This window comes from Nonomuraea sp. NPDC049269 (assembly GCF_043197155.1).
GTDB lineage: Bacteria > Actinomycetota > Actinomycetes > Streptosporangiales > Streptosporangiaceae > Nonomuraea.
In genome coordinates this window covers 76,017-91,870 of record NZ_JBICSO010000009.1, presented here as the reverse complement: position 1 = coordinate 91,870, position 15,854 = coordinate 76,017, and the positions used below count along the sequence as shown (strand labels likewise).

Here is a 15,854-nt window from a genome sequence, read left to right as displayed (position 1 = left end):
CACGCGAGGGCCGCCCCGTCTGTTCATGTTCCGGCAGGCGCTCCCGGTGGTCAGGTTCGCACGATGACGGCGCTGTCGATCCCGTTCCACGCGAGGTTGGCGTTGTCCAGCAGGAGCTTGTCCACGTCGATGGAGTGCTCGCTGGCGTCCGCCGGGTCGGCGACCTTGAACGTCGTGGGATGGACGGAGCCGTCGGCGTGGACCACACCGCCGTAACCGGTGATGGTCACATAGTGCCGGAGGGTGGGCGTCGAGCTGTTCCACCACGGCAGTTTGCCGGGGATCACGAGGACCATCACCGGTCTGCCGCGCGACAGGGACGTGACGATCCGGTTGATGCCCGCCTCATACGTCTGGCCGTTGGAGACCGCTATCTCCTCCCACTTGTACTGCCAGTCGGAGGCCGGGATGTAGGAGTTGATGACGGCGGGGATCCTGCCCGGCATGGTGGCGCCGAACAGTGTCTCGCCCGTCTGCAGCTTGTCGGCCAGCTCCGACTGCGGCGGAGCCGAGATGCCGATGGTGGCGAGCGTGGTCTGCACGGCGCCCGGGCCGCACCAGTTGCCGCGCTCCTGCTGCTTGGCGGAGAGTCTCATGTCCAGAGCCCGTACCGGGAGCTGCCACGTCCCCGCGATGCCGAACTTGGCCTCGGTGACGACGTAGGGGCGCCTGAGGTCGGTGAACGCGGTGTAGCACGCCCGGCTGGCGTTCGTGGTCATCGTCGGGCACGAGTCCGAGATGTCCGGACCGTCGCCGCCGAACCAGAGCCGCAGGTTGACCTGGAAGTTGGTGTACGCGCCCGGATTGATGAAGGCGACGGCGCGAACCTGGGTGCGGTTGCCGTTGAACTCGAGGCACACCTGGTAGGCGGTGCCGTTGTGGACGCGGGTCTCGCTGCAGGTGGTGTTCAGCGTGGTCGGGTATTCGTGCCAGATCCCCGCCTGCGCGGGGAGCGCCGGGACGGTGATGACCGCGAGTGCCGTTCCCATCAGGATCGTGAGTAACGCTCTGATCATTCTTTGCACGGGTATGTTTCCTCGTATATCGGTTCAGGCCGAAATGCTCAGGGCTAATGGATGGCGAGCCGGTACAGCCGCTCGTTGATCTTGTAGTAGAGGTTGCCGAAGCCGTCGGCCGTCAGCCCTTCCGCACCCGAGACCGTCAGCAGCACGGTCAGCGCCTTGGTCGACTTGTCGATCTTGAAGATCTGGTCGCCGGCCGTGCCGTACACGTGGCCGGGATCCTGGGCCACGGTCAGCAGTTCCCCGTCACGCCAGGCCAGACTGGACTTGGCGGCGTAGTCGGGGTCGGGGAACAACCGCGTCGCCGTGATCGCCTCGGGCCGGGCCGGATCGAGGGTGAGCAGTGAGCCGCCCGCCAGGCCCCAGAGCTCGCCGTCCACCTCCGTGAGGGCCGTGACGGCCTTGGGCGCCGTCAACGGGAGCGGATACGGGCGCACGGCACCGGTGGCCGGGTCGTAGGAGAACAGCGTGGCCGACGCTCCCGGCGCGTAGACGGGGTCGACGCCCAGGGCGCCGCGCGTGGAGGTGCCGCCGAACACCTTTCCGCCCGCGTAGGCCAGCGAGACGACGGCCTGGTTCGGCACCACGCAGATCGTCCGCCCGGCCGTGCCCTCCTTCCACATGGTCAGGGCGCCGCTGCGCTTGCCGTACTTGGGCACCGTGCCCATGTAGACGGTGCCGTCCGGCCCGCCGGCGAGCGCGTACGGCCGGTCCTGCGGCGGCGGCCCGTTGCCCGGCTCGCAGTCGTCGGCTTTGTCGCCCGCCTCGCCGCCGGTGTACCGGAGTGTGGGCGGCCAGGGACTTGCGGGGTTGTAGCTGTAGAGCTTGGCCGAGGGATAGGCGCCGATGTAGAGCAGGCCGTTGTGCGCCAGCAGGCTGTCGGTCTGGCTGAGCCCGTTGAGGGTCTTCGTGTCCGGCCGGTTGTCGTCGCCGTCGCCTCGCAGCGGGTCGTAGATGCCGGTCCCGCCGGTCAGGTAGCCGCCGGTGTAGACACGGCCGTCGGGTCCCGCGCCGAGCGCGTTGATCGCGGCGGGCAGTACGGGGGTGCCGGCGACGACTCTGCTGCTCCAGGCGCCGCTCGCGGTGTCGTACTTGAAGATCCTGGTGCCGTCCGAGGCGGCGCCGAGGCCGACCAGGGTGCCGTCGGCCCAGGTGTAGCCGGTGACGTCGAGTCCGGGCCGGACGGAGGTCGCCTGCACGGATCCGGTGGCCACGTCGTAGGAGTGCAGCAGGCCGTCCTTGACGAACCACACCTTGCCGTCGCGGGCCGGCGAGTGGTGCAGGTCCACGTCGGTGATCGCGGCGTCGGTGGTGGCGGCGTACGAGCCGTCGGCGTTGCGGGCGACACGCAGGACGAGCAGCGTGCGGTCGATCCAGGCGAACAGCCTGCCGCCGGTCCAGGTGAGCCCGCCCACCATGGAGTTGTGCGCGTAGGCCGCCGGAAGCAGGCTGTCCACCCGCCCCGTGACGTTGTCGAACCTGACCAGCGCGGCGTTCGTGCCGGTGCCCAGGTACGTGGCGTTGGCGGCCGGGTCGTGGGCGATGCTGCGCACGTACTGCGCGCCGGTCACGATGGGCACGCTCCCGATCGTGGTGAAGGCGCCGTTGTCGTACTTGAAGTAGCGACCGTCGTTGTAGGTGCCGCCGTACACCTTCCCGCCCGCGCCTGGCTCCAGGTCCCAGATGAAGGAGTAGCCGCCTTCCGCCCGCCCGAGGTCGGTCACCGTGGACTGGCCGGGGACGTGCCGGTAGAGCTTGGAGTTGGGATAGGTGCCCAGGTAGACGCTGCCGTCGGTGGCCGTGGCCGCCGCCCAGCCGCCGACGGTGGGCGTGTCCGCCGAGTCGGGAATGGTGATCTTCCGGGTCACCTTCTCGGTGGCCACGTCGATCACCGCGAGCTGCGGGTTGGCGTCTTCGGTGCCGGTGTAGAGGGCGTACGCGCTTCCGCCCGCGAACGTGGTGGCGTTGGGCACGCTGCTCTCGATCTGCACGCCCAGATCGGTCACGTCCTTGGTGATCAGCACCTCGTCCCAGTAGGCGGTGCCCACGTCGGCCACCCCTGAGTAGATGAGGGCCGAGACCGTGGCCGTGCCGGTGGGCGCGACCCCCGAGGCCGTGACGCGGTTCCACCGCCGGCCCGTCACCGCCGCGTTCGCGCCACCGGACAGGAGTTTGCCGGAGGCGTCCCTGAAGCGCAGATACAGCTGCGCCGTGCCGCTGTCGGCCCAGACGACGGCGTTCAGGGTGTAGCGCGTCCCCGCCGCGGCGGGCAGGCCCGGCAGGCTCTCCCTACCGTAGGCGGCAGCGGGGTCGGTGTCGGTGACGCGCGCGGTGGTGCGCCCGTCCCAGGCCACGGCGTCGACGCCGCCGGGGCTGTGCGAACCGCTCCAGCCGGTGAGTCCGTCGTCGAAGCCTCCGTTGGCGATCCGCAGGTCGGCCGCGGACGCCGGTGCGAACGGCGCCGCGAGCAGCGTCACGAGGAACGCCACCGCCACCGCCCCGCGCAGGGCGCGCCTCACGCGCCTCCGCCTGTCCTGCGGTCGGGCCGCCGTCTGGCGTGCGGCTTGATCCGCCACGCTAAGGGGCCCTCCTCGGAAATCTGCACAGCGCCACCTCCACGGTGTGTTCGTTTGTGCTCGATTACGGTCATGACCGTAACTTCGCGAACGTGGCGCGTCAATGCCCTGTACGTGTCAGCGGCACCGAAGTATGAGGCTCACGGGTGCCGGGGCGACGCCGCGGGCTGCGGGATCTCCGGCGAATCGGCCCGCCTGCGCCGGATGAGGTACTCGGCGGTCGCGAGGGCGGCGGCACCGAGCAGTACCTCGCTGACAGTGGAGATGAGACGGCTGGCCAGGGCCACCACCGCGGCGGCCGGAGCGGGCAGTACCACGGTCAGCGCGGCCGTGAGCACCGCCTCGCGGACGCCGATCCCGTCGGGGATGAACACGCTGGCGATGCCGATCGAGGTGGCGAGCGTGAACGCGCCGACACACAGCATGAGTGAGCGGGGCGGAGACGCCCCCATCGCGATGGCCAGGGGCCACAGGTGCAGCCCGGTGACCACCCATGACAGGCTCTGCCAGACGATCGCGAGCCGCACTCCCCGGACGGAGGCGGCCGTGGCCGCGGAGGGGCGGCGCAGCAGCCGCAGCAACAGCGCGGAGCCCTGGTTGACGATCTGCGGGCGCACCAGGACGAGCACGATCAGCACGGCGGCTCCGCCCAGCCACGCCGCCCGCGCGCCCAGGAGCTGCACGCCCGCGAGCAGCCCGACCGTGAACCCGCTCAGCAGCACCAGGCTCATGACCAGCGCCGCCGTGGTCATCAGCCTGCCGAAGGTGACGCCGTTGGCCGTGGCCACCTTGGCGGTGGCGATCATGCCGGGCACCCGTCCGGGCACGTACTTGGACAGGAAGCCGACGAAGAAGATCCGCACCACGCGCGGCTCGCTGACCGGGGGGCCGATCTCCAGCAGCACGACGCGCCAGCCGAGGAACCCGAGCGACAGTCCCGCCATGCTCGCCAGCAGCGAGCCGCCGAGCAGGAGGCTGATCTGCCCGGCGTCGCGCTGGGTGAGCAGGACGCCGACCACGCTCCAGTCCAGCCGGGACATCGTCCACGCGATCGCGGTCACGACGGCGAGGGCGAACGCGGCGACCAGCGCCAGCTTCACCGGACGCGGCAGCCGGGGCAGCCTGATCGATCTCACTCGCGCGTCCCGGCCGACGGTGCCGGGGACAGGCCCGTCCTGATCGGCTCTCCCCGCCGGCGGCTCAGCTCGTAGGCGACGCGCAGCAGCCCCACGCTGGCGCCGAGGAAGAAGGCCGTGTGGAAGCAGAGCTGCATCCAGCCGACCCACAGCCCGAAGCGGGCGCCCCGGTAGCGGCGGGCGAAGCCGATGAAGGCGCGGTTCATCCAGAGGAACACCGCGAGCGTCGCCGCCGGCACGGCCAGCAGCCAGGGGCTGACGAGCGCGAGCGGCAGGGTGAGGAACGTGGCCGTCGCCGAGGCGGAGGAGACCCGGGGCGGTTTGCGCTTGCTCTGGCCCGTTCCGATCATGCTGAGCTGGAAGCCGACCTTGCCCTCACCCCGCAGCCGCCGCGCCCGTACCATGATCACCGGCAGCGTCGTGGACCGGACGAACCGCTCCGTCAGGCACCCCCAGAACCGGTCCTCGTCGTCGGCCTTGGTGACCACGGAGGTGGTGACGACCAGCCGGTAGCGGGCCGGGACGCGCGTGCCGAACTCGAAGTCCTCGCCGTCGCGCAGCCGTTCGTCCAGCCCGCCCGCCTCCTCGAAGACGTGGCGCGGGATCAGGGTGCAGGACAGGAACGTCGCCGTGGTCTGGCTGCGCTCGTAGTGCTCGCACAGAACGCGATAGCGTTCGACCGGGCCGTCGTCGTACAGCGGCTCGATGTCGTAGATGCCCTGAACCATGCCGCAGTCCGGCGTCTCCCGGTACGCCTTGACCGCGTTGCGTATCGCGTCAGGGGCGAGTGCCGTGTCGGAGTCGACGAAGAACAGCAGCGGAGCCGTGCTGCCGGCCACCCCGAGGTTGCGGGCCCCCGCCGGCCCCTGGTTGCGTGGCGACTCGACGATCGTGCACGGGAAGCGCCGGGCTATCTCCAGCGAGCCGTCGGTGCTGACGTCGTCGACCACGATGACCTCGACCGGGCGGTAGGTCTGCGCGTACACCGACTCCAGGCAGGCCCGCAGGGTTTTGCGCTTGTTGTAGTTCGGCACGATGACCGCGACGTCACCCCGCCAGGCCATCTCGTCAGGCATATCCGTTCCCTTTCGTCGGTCGGGTCGTGCCGGTCAGGACACCGACACGACCATGCGCTGGGCCCGATGGTCGGACAGCCGCTCGGCGCCGGGCAGCTCGTAGCTGTGCACGGTCACGTCGGGACTGGTGTACAGCCAGTCGATCCGCCACAGCTCGGCGGTCCCGGCCAGGTAGGTCGCCGGATAGAGGGACGAGAGCGCGGGCGTCCTGTCGATCAGCCGCTCGGGGAGCAGGCGGCGGATGCCCATCGCCGGGGAGGTGTTCAGGTCGCCGGCGAGCACGACGGGATGGGGGTTGGCCGCGACGTCCGCGCCGATGGCCCGGTAACTCGCCTCCCGCCGCAGGGTCTTGCTGAAGGCGACGTCCCGGGACTCGGCGTCGTACAGCCGCCATTCGAGCGGGGGCTGGGCGATCTGGGGGTCGTAGAAGGAGATGACCGTGCCGTTGACGTCGATGTCGGTGCGCAGCGTCTCGACCGTGTAGCCCTCCGGCCAGCTCCGCAGCGCCTCGGGGATCTCCTTCTGGTCGGACGGCAGCCAGGGGCGCAGGTCCAGGCCGCGATGCACGACGATCGGGAACCGCGAGAGCGTGATCTGCTCGCCGGACACCGCGACCTGGTAGCCGGGGAACTCGCGGCGCAGCTCGGCCAGCTTGTCGATGCGCATCGCCAGGTCGGCGGTCCAGCGCTGGGACCACATGTCCCCGGCCTGGGTGTTCACGTACAGGTACTCCGTCAGCAGGTAGACGTCGGCGTCCAGCTTGTGGAGGTAGCCATAGAACTCGGGTGAGTACCGGTCGCCGTCGGCCGTGCGCCAGTCCTGGTCCCAGAACTCGGTGTTCCAGGCGGCCACGGTGATGGCTCCCGGGCCCGCGGGCGGCGGCGTGTACCAGAGAGTGGCGTAGTTGACCCCGCTCGACCCGGCGCCCAGCACCGCGGTGACCACCAGCAGCGACATGATCCGCCAGCGCACCGGCCGGGCCAGCGGCGCCACGACCAGCAGCAGCGCGGGAACCACCAGGAACAGCGGCGGCGGTATCAGCTCGATCGGGGCCCACAGCGAGGTGCGCCCGCTGGCCAGCAGGTGGCAGAGCACGAAGAGCAGCCACGCCACCGAGGCGGTCACGACCAGCTTGGTGCCCCAGCACCAGCGCCGCCGCGGGCGGATGAAACGCCTGACACGTTCCGCCCAGGACCTTTCCGGCTGGGGCGGCATGGCGGTGAGCCGCTGCTCGGTCACCGCGTCCCCGTCGCTCATCAACACCATCCTCGGTGGGTGGGCCGGTGTCGAACGTACTGAGGAGTTCTTGTCGCATCCTTGTCAGTTCGGCGCGACAAGAAAGGGGCAAGCCGCCGTGCCTAGCGTGAACCGGACGCAAGGTCTGACACGGCCAATGGAGCGCATCATGAGTCGGGAGCACCCCCTAGTCTCGGTCATCATCCCCAGCTACAACCGGTCCGACGTGTTACGACTCTGCCTGGATGCGGTGGAAGAACAGACCTATCCGCATATCGAGGTCATCGTGGTGGATGACTGCGGCACTGAGGACGCTGCGTCGGTGGCCGCGTCCAAGGGCGCCAAGGTGGTACGCACCGAGGTCAACGGCGGTCCGACCCCCGCGCGCAACCTGGGCGCCGAGCATGCCACCGGGGAGATCCTGTTCTTCCTCGACGCCGACATCGCCCTCGACCCGGACGCCGTGGCGAACGCTGTGCGGATCTTGGAGTCCCGCCCGCGGATCGGCGCCCTGGGCGGCATCCTGGGGCCCGAGTCGCTGGTCTCCCAGAGCCTGGCCGCCCAGTACCGCGCCCTGCAGATGCACCGCTGGTGGATGCCCGCCCACCGGCCGACGCTCGAGCTGCACGCGGCGGTGCTCGTGGTCCCCGCCAAGGTCTTCGCCGAGATCGGCCCCTTCGATCCGCGGCTGCGTGAGACCGTCTCCTCCGACTACCGCATCCGCGTGACGCGGTCGTACGAGGTGAAGCTGAGCGACGCGATACGCGGCCGCAAGGACCACGACGCCACCGTGGGGACGATCCTGCGCAAGGTGCTCCGCCGCGCCCGCATCAGCGCGCTGGACTGGCACAAGGGGGAGACACCCGGGGACTCCGTGCCCCGCGCGGTCGGCGGCGTCCTGCTGCTCGCCGCCGTCCCGGCGCTCGCCCTGCCCGTGGTGGCGGGCCGCGCCGGCGCACTCGTCCCGCCCGCGCTGGTCGCCGCCGCCATAGCCCTGGACGCGGGCACCTACCGCGCCGCCTACACCCAGCGGGGACTCGCGTTCGGCCTGTACTTCGCCGGCGTCCACCTCGCCGTCACCTTCACCGGCGCCCTCGGCGGAGCGCTCGGCGTCCTGCAGCGCTTCGCGCTCGGCCGCCGCCTGGAGAAGCCCGCCCGCATTCCCGCGGCCCAGGACTGAACGGCCATGCGGATCATCGGCTTCGGCCGGACGAGGGGAGAGGAGCGCTGATGACGCCGCAGGTACGGCCACTGGTCTCGGTCATCGTGCCGAACTACAACTACGCCCGCACGCTCGACCTGTGCCTGAGCGCGCTGGAGCGGCAGACGTACCCGCGCATCGAGGTGATCGTCGTCGATGACCGCAGCACCGACGACTCGGTGGAGATCGCCCACCGGCACGGGGTGCGGGTCGTGGTCACCGGCACCAACATCGGCGCCCCGGCGGCGCGCAACCTCGGTGTCGAGCACGCGCGCGGCGAGGTGCTGTTCTTCCTCGACTCGGACCTGGCGCTGGCCGAGGACGTGGTCGAGCACGCGGTGAACCTGCTCACCGCCGATCCCACCCTGGGGGTGGTGTGCGGCACCTACGACCCGGAGCCGCTCATCCCCGACGGCCTCGTCGAGCGGTACCGCAGCCTCCAACTGCACTACTGGATCTCCGGTGACGAGGGCGAGATCACCACGATCTACTCCGCGCTGTTCGCCATGCGGGCGGAGGTCTTCCGCGAGGTGGGCCCGCTGAACCCCGCGCTGCGCCACAGCGAGAACGCCGAGTACGGCCACCGCGTCACCCAGCGGTACCGCATCGTGCTGGACAACAGGATCAGGGGCAGGCACGACCATGACGACCGGCTCAAGGTGGTGCTGTCGAAGTTCTTCCACCGCGCGCGCCTGCACATCCCGCTGTACCTGCGCCGCCCGGACTTCAACGGCGGCCCGGCCAACAGCAGCCGCGGCTGGGGCTCGCTCGCCGCGCTGTTCGCCGTGCTCACCGCGCCGCTGCCGGTGGTGCTCGGCCCGGCCTGGCTGGCCGCGCCGGTCGTGCTGCTGGCCGGCTCGATAGCGGCTGACCTGGGCATGTACCGCTTCGTGTGGCGCTACGCCGGCCCGCGCTTCACCCTGTACTTCACCGCGGTGCACTTCCTGGTGAACGTCACCGTCGCGGTGGCGGTGTTCGCCGGCGCGGCCCAGTGTCTGCTGTCCAGCAGGTTCCGTCGCACGTACGATCTCACGTCGGCCGAGGTGTGAGCGATGACCGAACAAGGGCCCCTGGTGTCGGCGATCGTACCCAACTACAACTACGCCGCCTCACTGAAGCTGTGCTTGGGCGCGCTGCGGGAACAGACCTACCGGCCGATCGAGCTGATCGTCGTGGACGACGGCAGCACCGATGACTCGGTCGAGGTCGCGCGGCGGCTCGGCGTGCGGGTGATCCGCACGGAACGCAACATGGGCGTCGCCGGTGCGCGCAACCTCGGCGTCGCGCACGCGAGCGGGGAGATCCTGATATTCGTGGACTCCGACGTGGCCCCCTACTCCGACGCCGTCGAGGTGGCTGTTGGCATGTTGGCCGCCGATCCCGGGCTCGGCGCGGTGTGCAGCATTCACGATCCCGAGCCGCTGATCCGCGACAGCCTCGTCGAGGAGTACCGGGCGCTGCAGTACCACTACTGGACGGCCAGCTCCGAGGGGCCGATCTCGTTCCTGTTCCCGGCGCTGATGGCGATGCCGCGCCGCGTGTTCGACGACATCGGGCCGTTCAACACCCGGCTGCGCGAGACCGAGGAGGTCGACTACGGCCACCGCCTCACCCAGCGGTACGAGATGGTGCTCACCACCGCGGTGCGGTCGCGGCACGATCACGACGACAAGCTGTTCAAGCTGCTGCGCAAGCTGTACCGGCGGGGGCGCGCCCGGGTGCCGCTGTACGCGCGCCGGCGGCGCTTCGCCCGCGGGTTCGAGACCTCCAGCCGGGCCGGCGGCAGCCTCGCCGCGCTGGCGGCGGTGGCCGCGTTGCCGCTGGCGGTCCCGTTCGGCCCGGCCGGCGCCGCGCTCGCGGTCCTCGCCCTGGCCGTGTCGCTGCTGGCGGACCTCGGCATGTACCGCTTCGTGCTGCGCAGGCGCGGGCCGCTGTTCCTGCTCTATTTCGGCGCCGTGCACTTCCTGGTGAACGTGACCATCGCCGCCGGGGTGGCGGCCGGGGTCGTCCGGTGGCTGTGCTCGGCGAGGTTCCGCCGGCTCTACGACCCCGACCTGACCATGCGCCACTCGGCCACCGGCGAGGCGGCCACGTGACGGCTCCCCTCCGGGCGCCCGACGCCACGCAGGCCGCGACGCGCCGCCGCGATTCTCGGCGGGAGCGGCGGAAGATCCCGCTGGTGCTGTGCGCGGCGATCGCCTGGCTGGTGTTCGTGGTGTCGCACCGTGTCCTGTCCGGCCGGGTGTGGTGGTGGCAGATCCCCGAGCTCGTCCCGCCGCTGGCGTTGGCGGTCGTTCCCGTGGTGCTGCTCGTCGCGGCCCTGGCGGCGCGCCGCGCGCGCCGGGCGGCCGCCGTGGTGGCGCTGGCGTCCTTGATGCTGGGTGGGGGCGCGAGCGGGCTCAACCTCGCCTCGCTGTGGCACCGCCCCGCCCCGGCTCCATCGGACGCGATCAAGGTGTTCTCCTGGAACACCTGGTACTGGGACCAGTCCGTGCCCAGCGCGATGCCCCCGCCCACCGGCACGCCCCCACGGGACGTCGCCGCCTTCTACCGCTACCTCCGCGCCCAGGACGCCGACGTGCTGCTGCTGCAGGAGTACGTCTACTTCGGCGCGGACTCCCGGCCGATTCGGGTGAACGACCTGGACCGGCTGCGCCGGGAGTTCCCCGGGTTCCACATCGCCGCGGCGAGCGAGATGGTGACGCTGTCGCGGTTCCCCATCGTTCTGGAGCGCGGCCTCGACCTGCGTCCTGAGGCGGAGGACAGCCGGGACACGCCCGTGCCGCCCGGCTCCGGCTGGCCCGGCTTCTACACGGTGAAGACGCTGCGCACGGACCTGCGTGTCGGGAACCGGACCGTCTCGTTCTACAACTCCCACATCAACTCGCCGGTCGACCCGTCCGCGGGCGGCCTCGACCTCTTCAGCCTCAACCGCACGCAGCACGAGGCACGCAAGGCCAACCTCCGCGCACTGGCGGCCGACATCGAGGCGAACCCGCTGCCCGCCGTCCTGGCCGGGGACTTCAACGCCTCGCCCGCGATGGGCATCCTGCGCCTGGTGCCGGGGCGGATGGCCGACGCCACCCCGGCGCTGCGCTCGCTCTACCCCGCCACCTGGGACGACCGGTGGCCGTGGTGGCGGATCGACTGGGCGTACACCACGCCGGAGATCACCGTCCACGAGTATCGGCTGGTCCGCTCGGACGGCCTGTCCGACCACAGCGGGCAGCGGCTGGTCCTCTCGCTCAGCCGGTGACCTGGGCGTACAGCAGGCCGGGCCGCCCGGCCGGCCGGGTCAGCGGGTCCGGGCCGGCACGCAGGATCGTGAGATGCAGCGCACGCAGCTCCGGACCCGGCTCGATGCCCAGGTGGTCGGCGAGGTAGCCGCGCAGGCGGGCGTACAGGGCCACCGCCTCCGCGCCGCGTCCGAGGGCGTACAGGCCGCGCATCAGCATGCTCGCCAGGGGCTCCGCGAGCGGGTAACGCGGCACCAGCGGGGTCAGCTCGGTGACCACGATGTCGGGCCGGCCCAGGCTCAGGTGCGCCTGGGCCCAGGTGCCGATGGCGCCGACGAACTGCTGCTCGATGCCGTACCGCATGCGGGCGGCCCACTCACCCGGGATGCCGGTGAGCGGCGCGCCGCGCCACAGTTCCATCGCCTCGGTCAGCAGCCGGGTCCGGGTGAAGTCGTCGCAGGCGCGTAGCTGCGCCTGCTTGGCCAGCCGCCGGAACCGGTAGGCGTCCACCCGCTCGGGGTCCACATCCAGCGCGTAACCGCCGTTCCGGCGCTCGATGGAGATCCGGGTCGCGGTCAGCGCCTGCCGCAGGCGGGTGATGTGGGCGTACAGCGAGTCGGTCGCCCGGTCCGGCGGATCGTCCCAGACGCGCTCGATCAGTGTGCGGAGCGACACGGGGCGGTCGGCGTCGATCGCCAGGGCGGCCAGCACCGCGCGTCGCTGCGGTGGACCCAAGGGGACGCGGCGGTCACCGACGGTCACCTCCACCGGTCCCAGTAAGCGGACGTCCATCGCCTTCCTCTCACAATCGTTGTCACAGGTGGACGGCCGTCGCCAGAGACGGGTGGTGGACGAGCACGAGCGTCACACCCAGGGTGGCGGCCCACAACATCGAGTTCGCGACCATGACACGGTCGCGCAGCAGCACGCGCACCGGGTCACCGCCCTCCTTGTCCAGGAGCTGCATCTGCAGGTACCGGAAGAGGGCGAAGAGCGCGAAGGGAGTGGACAGCATCATCGCCGTCTGGCCGTGCTCCGGGCCGAACGGCCCCTCGTCACGCAGGTACATCAGGCCGGAGACGAGGGCGAGCACGGAGGCGATCTGCAGCAGCCAGTTGGTCAGCTCCATCGAGTAGCCGCGCAGCGCGGGCCGGTGGACGGCCCCGCCCTCCAGCAGTTCCTGGCGGCGCTTGCCGATGAGCAGCAGCAGGGACATCGAGAACACCGTGATCAGCAGCCAGGAGGGCACCCGGTCCCCGGTCACCTCGTACCCCTGCACGACGCGCAGGACGAAGCCGGCCGCGACCGTGCCCACGTCGACCAGCGGAATGTGCTTGAGCAGGCGGCTGTAGGCGACGTTGAGCACGAGATACACCAGCACCGGCCAGGAGGACACCGGGTCCCGGGCGACGATGGCCGCGAGCACCGCCAGCAGGACGGCGCAACAGGCGCCCGCGGTCAGCACCCCCACCCGGCCGGACGCGACGGGACGGTCGCGCTTGACGGGATGCAGGCGGTCGCGGTGCCGGTCGACGATGTCGTTGAGGATGTAGACGGCGGCGGAGGCGACCATGAACGCCACCGTGGCCCAGATGATCCCGACCACCTCGGCCAGGGTGGGGGAGGGCGCGCCGATGAGCGCCACGGGCACGAGAAGGATCGCCTTGGCCGCGTGGGACGGGCGGATCAGGGCGGCCAGGTCCGCGACCAGGCGGGTGCGGGTTTCCACGGGCCGGTCCGGCGTCGCTTCCGGACGCTGCGGGCTCTCTGGGACGTCAGCCGATTCGACAAGGCGCATGCTTTACCCCGATAGCTCAGAAGAAGACCTTCGCCAGCGACAGCGCGCCCTGCCGCCACGCGTCACGGCTCGTCGCACCGCTGCTCGATGAGGCGGCCGTGCGGTGTTCCCGCCACCATGCGTACGTGCGGAGAATGGCGTCCTGATTGGACAGCCGTGGACGGAAGCCGAGCCGTTCGCGGGCCTTGTCGATGCTGACATAGGAGTCGGCCAGCAGCTTGCGCGCCAGCCGCCCGTACACCGGGGACAGCCGGCTGCGCTCCAGCAGCCGGAGCCCGGCCAGGGCCGGTCCAGCGGGCAGCGAGACGACCCGCTTGCCGTGGCCGGCCGCGTCGAGAACCGTCTGGAAGTCCTCACGCAGCGTGCCGAACTCGGCGGCGGCCAGGTTGTAGGTGTCGTCGGCGACGTCGGCCGGCGCGTCGAGCACGATGGCCACGGCGTCCACCAGGTCCTCGATCGCGAACATCTGGATGCGTTTGTCCCCGCTGCCGAGCACCGGGAAGTTGCGGCCCTCCTCGGCCCACTCGAAGAGCATCGCGAACAGGCCCATCCGTCCGGGACCGAGGAAGGTCTTGGGGCGCAGGATGGGCACGCACATGCCGTCGGCCCGGTACTTCTCCGCCAGCTCCTCGGCCGCGGCCTTCGCCCTGGTGTAGGGGTCGACCGGCGCGCGCGGATGCTCCTCCGGCGTGGGCACGAGCGTCGGCAGCCCGTACACGGCGGTGGAGGAGATGTGCACCAGCCGCGCCACGCCGGCTTGGCGCCCGGCCTCCAGGACGGTGCGGGTGCCGCCCACGATCAGGTCGTGGATCTGCTCGGCCGGGTAGCTCGGCAGCGCGCCGGCGCAGTGGACGACCGCCTCCGCCCCGGTCATGGCCTCGGTCATCAGTGACAGGTCGCGTACGTCGCCGATCCGGTGCCCCGCCGTCAGCAGCGGGTCTTCCTGGGGGCGCAGGTCCACCCCGAGCACGTCGTGGCCGTCGAGCACGAGCCGGCGGGCCAGGTGGCCGCCGAGCATCCCGGCGCTGCCGGTGACTACGACCCGGCGGGCCATCGCGATCCCACCTTCTCTCGCACGAATCCCGCGAGCAGCCGCGGCAGGCCCTTGGCCAGCGTCTTGTCGAGGCTGTCCAGGAAGTACTCGACGTCTTCCTGTTCGATGGCGAGGGTCGGCGCGACGACGAGGGGGTTGTCGGCGTTCGGGCTGTAGTACGAGACGATGCCGTGCTCGCGGTAGAGGTCGGCGATGACCGAGAGCGTGATCAGCTTGGTGCGGAACTGCGGGTCGCCGGAGAAGCCGGGCGCGAGCTTGGCGGCCAGGTCGAGGACCTTGGGCCCGCCGCACAGGAACACGCCCCACAGTGCGCCGACCCCGCTCACCCGGCCGACCACGTCGGGGTGGCGCTTGTGGATGGTCTGCAGGCCGGGACCCAGGATGCGCTCGATCTGCCGGGCCCTGGCGGGATAGTCGTCCTCGACGACGATGTTGACGGCCTCGATGGCGGTGGCGGTCTCCTCGCCGAACCCGTAGTAGGTGGTGCTGTGCAGGATGACGTCGGAGAGCCGGTCGTAGGCCTTGCGGAAGACGGGCTCGCGGGCGGTGTACCCGGCGATCGACGCCTTGCCGCCGCCGAGGGACTTGGAGTAGACGAGGAGGTCGGGCAGCAGGTCGGGGTAGCGCATGAAGTAGAAGAGGCTGCCCGTCTTGCCCCAGCCCGTGTAGACCTCGTCGAAGATCAGCATGATGTCGTTCGCGTCGCAGAGCCGGCGCAGCTCGTACAGGTCGCTCTCCGACCAGCAGCGCATGCTGGACGCGCTGAACGGCTCGGCCATGATCGCGTAGACGTCGCACCCGCCGTCGGGGGTGCGGGCGGCCTCGACGGCCGCGCGGACGGCCGCGATGTCGCCGTAGGGGTAGACGACGATGCCGGGGAGACCGGGGAAGCGGAAGGAGTTCTCGGACGATCCGGTCAGACTGCCCGCGCCCAGGGTCTTGCCGTGGAAGCTGATGTCGGAGCGGAGGATGGTGTCGCGGCGCCCCTCATGGTACTTGTACGCCATTTTGACGGCGCCCTCGTTCGCCTCGGCGCCGGAGTTCGGGAAGTAGGAGATGTTCAGGTCGCCCGGCAGCAGTTCGGCGATGTTGTGGCTGAGGGCGGCCACGTACGGCGAGAAGAACGCCTTGTGCACCTCCATGCGCCGGCTTTCGGCGAAGCGGCGCCGCGCCTGAAGGATGCGGGGGTGGTTGTGGCCGTGGTTGAGTACGCCGACGCCGCCGGTGACGTCAAGTACCTTGCGGCCGCCGCGGATCTGGATCCAGGCGCCCTCGGCGCTCTCGACGAGTTCCCGGCCGAAGCCGAAGGAGGTCATGAGGTTGACCTGACTGCGGCTGACGTACTTTCTGTACAGCTCTTGGACCTGTTTTACCGTGAAACTTTCACACTCGTCCACGCCGATCAGTTCAGACACGTGCGCCCTTCCCCGTTCGCGCGAATTCGGCTGGTGCCCGGCCTTCTTCTCGGCGGTGAGAAAAGGTGAGACATGTCGCCAACAATGTCGAATCCGCCTATACC

13 protein-coding genes are annotated in these 15,854 nt (G+C 70.7%); 4 read left to right on the top strand and 9 right to left on the bottom strand.

Features of this window, described 5'->3' with window-relative positions; genetic code table 11:
• Window positions 1-50: 50 nt before the first annotated feature.
• From ACGFNP_RS43580 to ACGFNP_RS43560, 5 genes are all read right to left on the bottom strand, one after another.
• On the bottom strand, window positions 51-989 hold the full coding sequence (locus ACGFNP_RS43580) for a C39 family peptidase (RefSeq protein WP_393328816.1): 939 nt from the start codon (window positions 987-989) through the stop codon (window positions 51-53).
• 80 nt (window positions 990-1,069) lie between these two features.
• Window positions 1,070-3,541 (bottom strand): hypothetical protein, encoded by a 2,472-nt coding sequence (locus ACGFNP_RS43575; protein ID WP_358321999.1) that lies wholly within the window; start codon window positions 3,539-3,541, stop codon window positions 1,070-1,072.
• Between the two features lie 197 nt (window positions 3,542-3,738).
• On the bottom strand, window positions 3,739-4,734 hold the full coding sequence (locus tag ACGFNP_RS43570; RefSeq protein WP_393328814.1) for a lysylphosphatidylglycerol synthase domain-containing protein: 996 nt from the start codon (window positions 4,732-4,734) through the stop codon (window positions 3,739-3,741).
• Window positions 4,731-5,810, bottom strand: coding sequence for a glycosyltransferase family 2 protein (locus ACGFNP_RS43565; protein WP_393328812.1), 1,080 nt, complete (start codon window positions 5,808-5,810; stop codon window positions 4,731-4,733). The genes ACGFNP_RS43570 and ACGFNP_RS43565 overlap by 4 nt, the downstream gene beginning before the upstream one ends.
• 33 nt (window positions 5,811-5,843) lie before the next feature.
• Window positions 5,844-7,067: an endonuclease/exonuclease/phosphatase family protein gene (locus ACGFNP_RS43560; RefSeq protein ID WP_393328810.1), complete on the bottom strand. Its 1,224-nt coding sequence runs from the start codon at window positions 7,065-7,067 to the stop codon at window positions 5,844-5,846.
• A 148-nt stretch (window positions 7,068-7,215) separates the two neighbouring features.
• Here ACGFNP_RS43560 and ACGFNP_RS43555 point away from each other — a divergent pair, with 148 nt between their 5' ends.
• The 4 genes from ACGFNP_RS43555 to ACGFNP_RS43540 are packed head-to-tail and all read left to right on the top strand — an operon-like array spanning window position 7,216 to window position 11,503.
• Complete coding sequence (locus ACGFNP_RS43555) at window positions 7,216-8,226, top strand: glycosyltransferase family 2 protein (protein ID WP_393328808.1); 1,011 nt, start codon at window positions 7,216-7,218, stop codon at window positions 8,224-8,226.
• A gap of 50 nt (window positions 8,227-8,276) precedes the next feature.
• A complete protein-coding gene (locus ACGFNP_RS43550) occupies window positions 8,277-9,296 on the top strand; it encodes a glycosyltransferase family 2 protein (RefSeq protein ID WP_393328806.1) in 1,020 nt (339 codons plus the stop codon).
• 3 nt (window positions 9,297-9,299) lie between these two features.
• Window positions 9,300-10,343 (top strand): glycosyltransferase family 2 protein, encoded by a 1,044-nt coding sequence (locus ACGFNP_RS43545; protein ID WP_393328805.1) that lies wholly within the window; start codon window positions 9,300-9,302, stop codon window positions 10,341-10,343.
• Complete coding sequence (locus ACGFNP_RS43540) at window positions 10,340-11,503, top strand: endonuclease/exonuclease/phosphatase family protein (protein ID WP_358321978.1); 1,164 nt, start codon at window positions 10,340-10,342, stop codon at window positions 11,501-11,503. Before ACGFNP_RS43545 ends, ACGFNP_RS43540 begins: the two co-directional genes overlap by 4 nt.
• On the opposite strand, the gene ACGFNP_RS43535 is transcribed toward ACGFNP_RS43540, so the two are convergent.
• From ACGFNP_RS43535 to ACGFNP_RS43520, 4 genes are all read right to left on the bottom strand, one after another.
• Window positions 11,493-12,275, bottom strand: coding sequence for a BTAD domain-containing putative transcriptional regulator (locus ACGFNP_RS43535; protein WP_358321975.1), 783 nt, complete (start codon window positions 12,273-12,275; stop codon window positions 11,493-11,495). The two genes, ACGFNP_RS43540 and ACGFNP_RS43535, sit on opposite strands and share 11 nt — an antisense overlap.
• 22 nt (window positions 12,276-12,297) lie before the next feature.
• Window positions 12,298-13,212 carry a UbiA prenyltransferase family protein gene (locus ACGFNP_RS43530; RefSeq protein WP_358321972.1) on the bottom strand — a complete coding sequence of 305 codons (915 nt, stop codon included), beginning with the start codon at window positions 13,210-13,212 and terminating at the stop codon, window positions 12,298-12,300.
• Between the two features lie 85 nt (window positions 13,213-13,297).
• Window positions 13,298-14,335, bottom strand: coding sequence for an NAD-dependent epimerase/dehydratase family protein (locus tag ACGFNP_RS43525; RefSeq protein WP_358321969.1), 1,038 nt, complete (start codon window positions 14,333-14,335; stop codon window positions 13,298-13,300).
• Window positions 14,317-15,651 (bottom strand): aminotransferase class III-fold pyridoxal phosphate-dependent enzyme, encoded by a 1,335-nt coding sequence (locus tag ACGFNP_RS43520; RefSeq protein WP_358321966.1) that lies wholly within the window; start codon window positions 15,649-15,651, stop codon window positions 14,317-14,319. The genes ACGFNP_RS43525 and ACGFNP_RS43520 overlap by 19 nt, the downstream gene beginning before the upstream one ends.
• Window positions 15,652-15,854 lie beyond the last annotated feature (203 nt).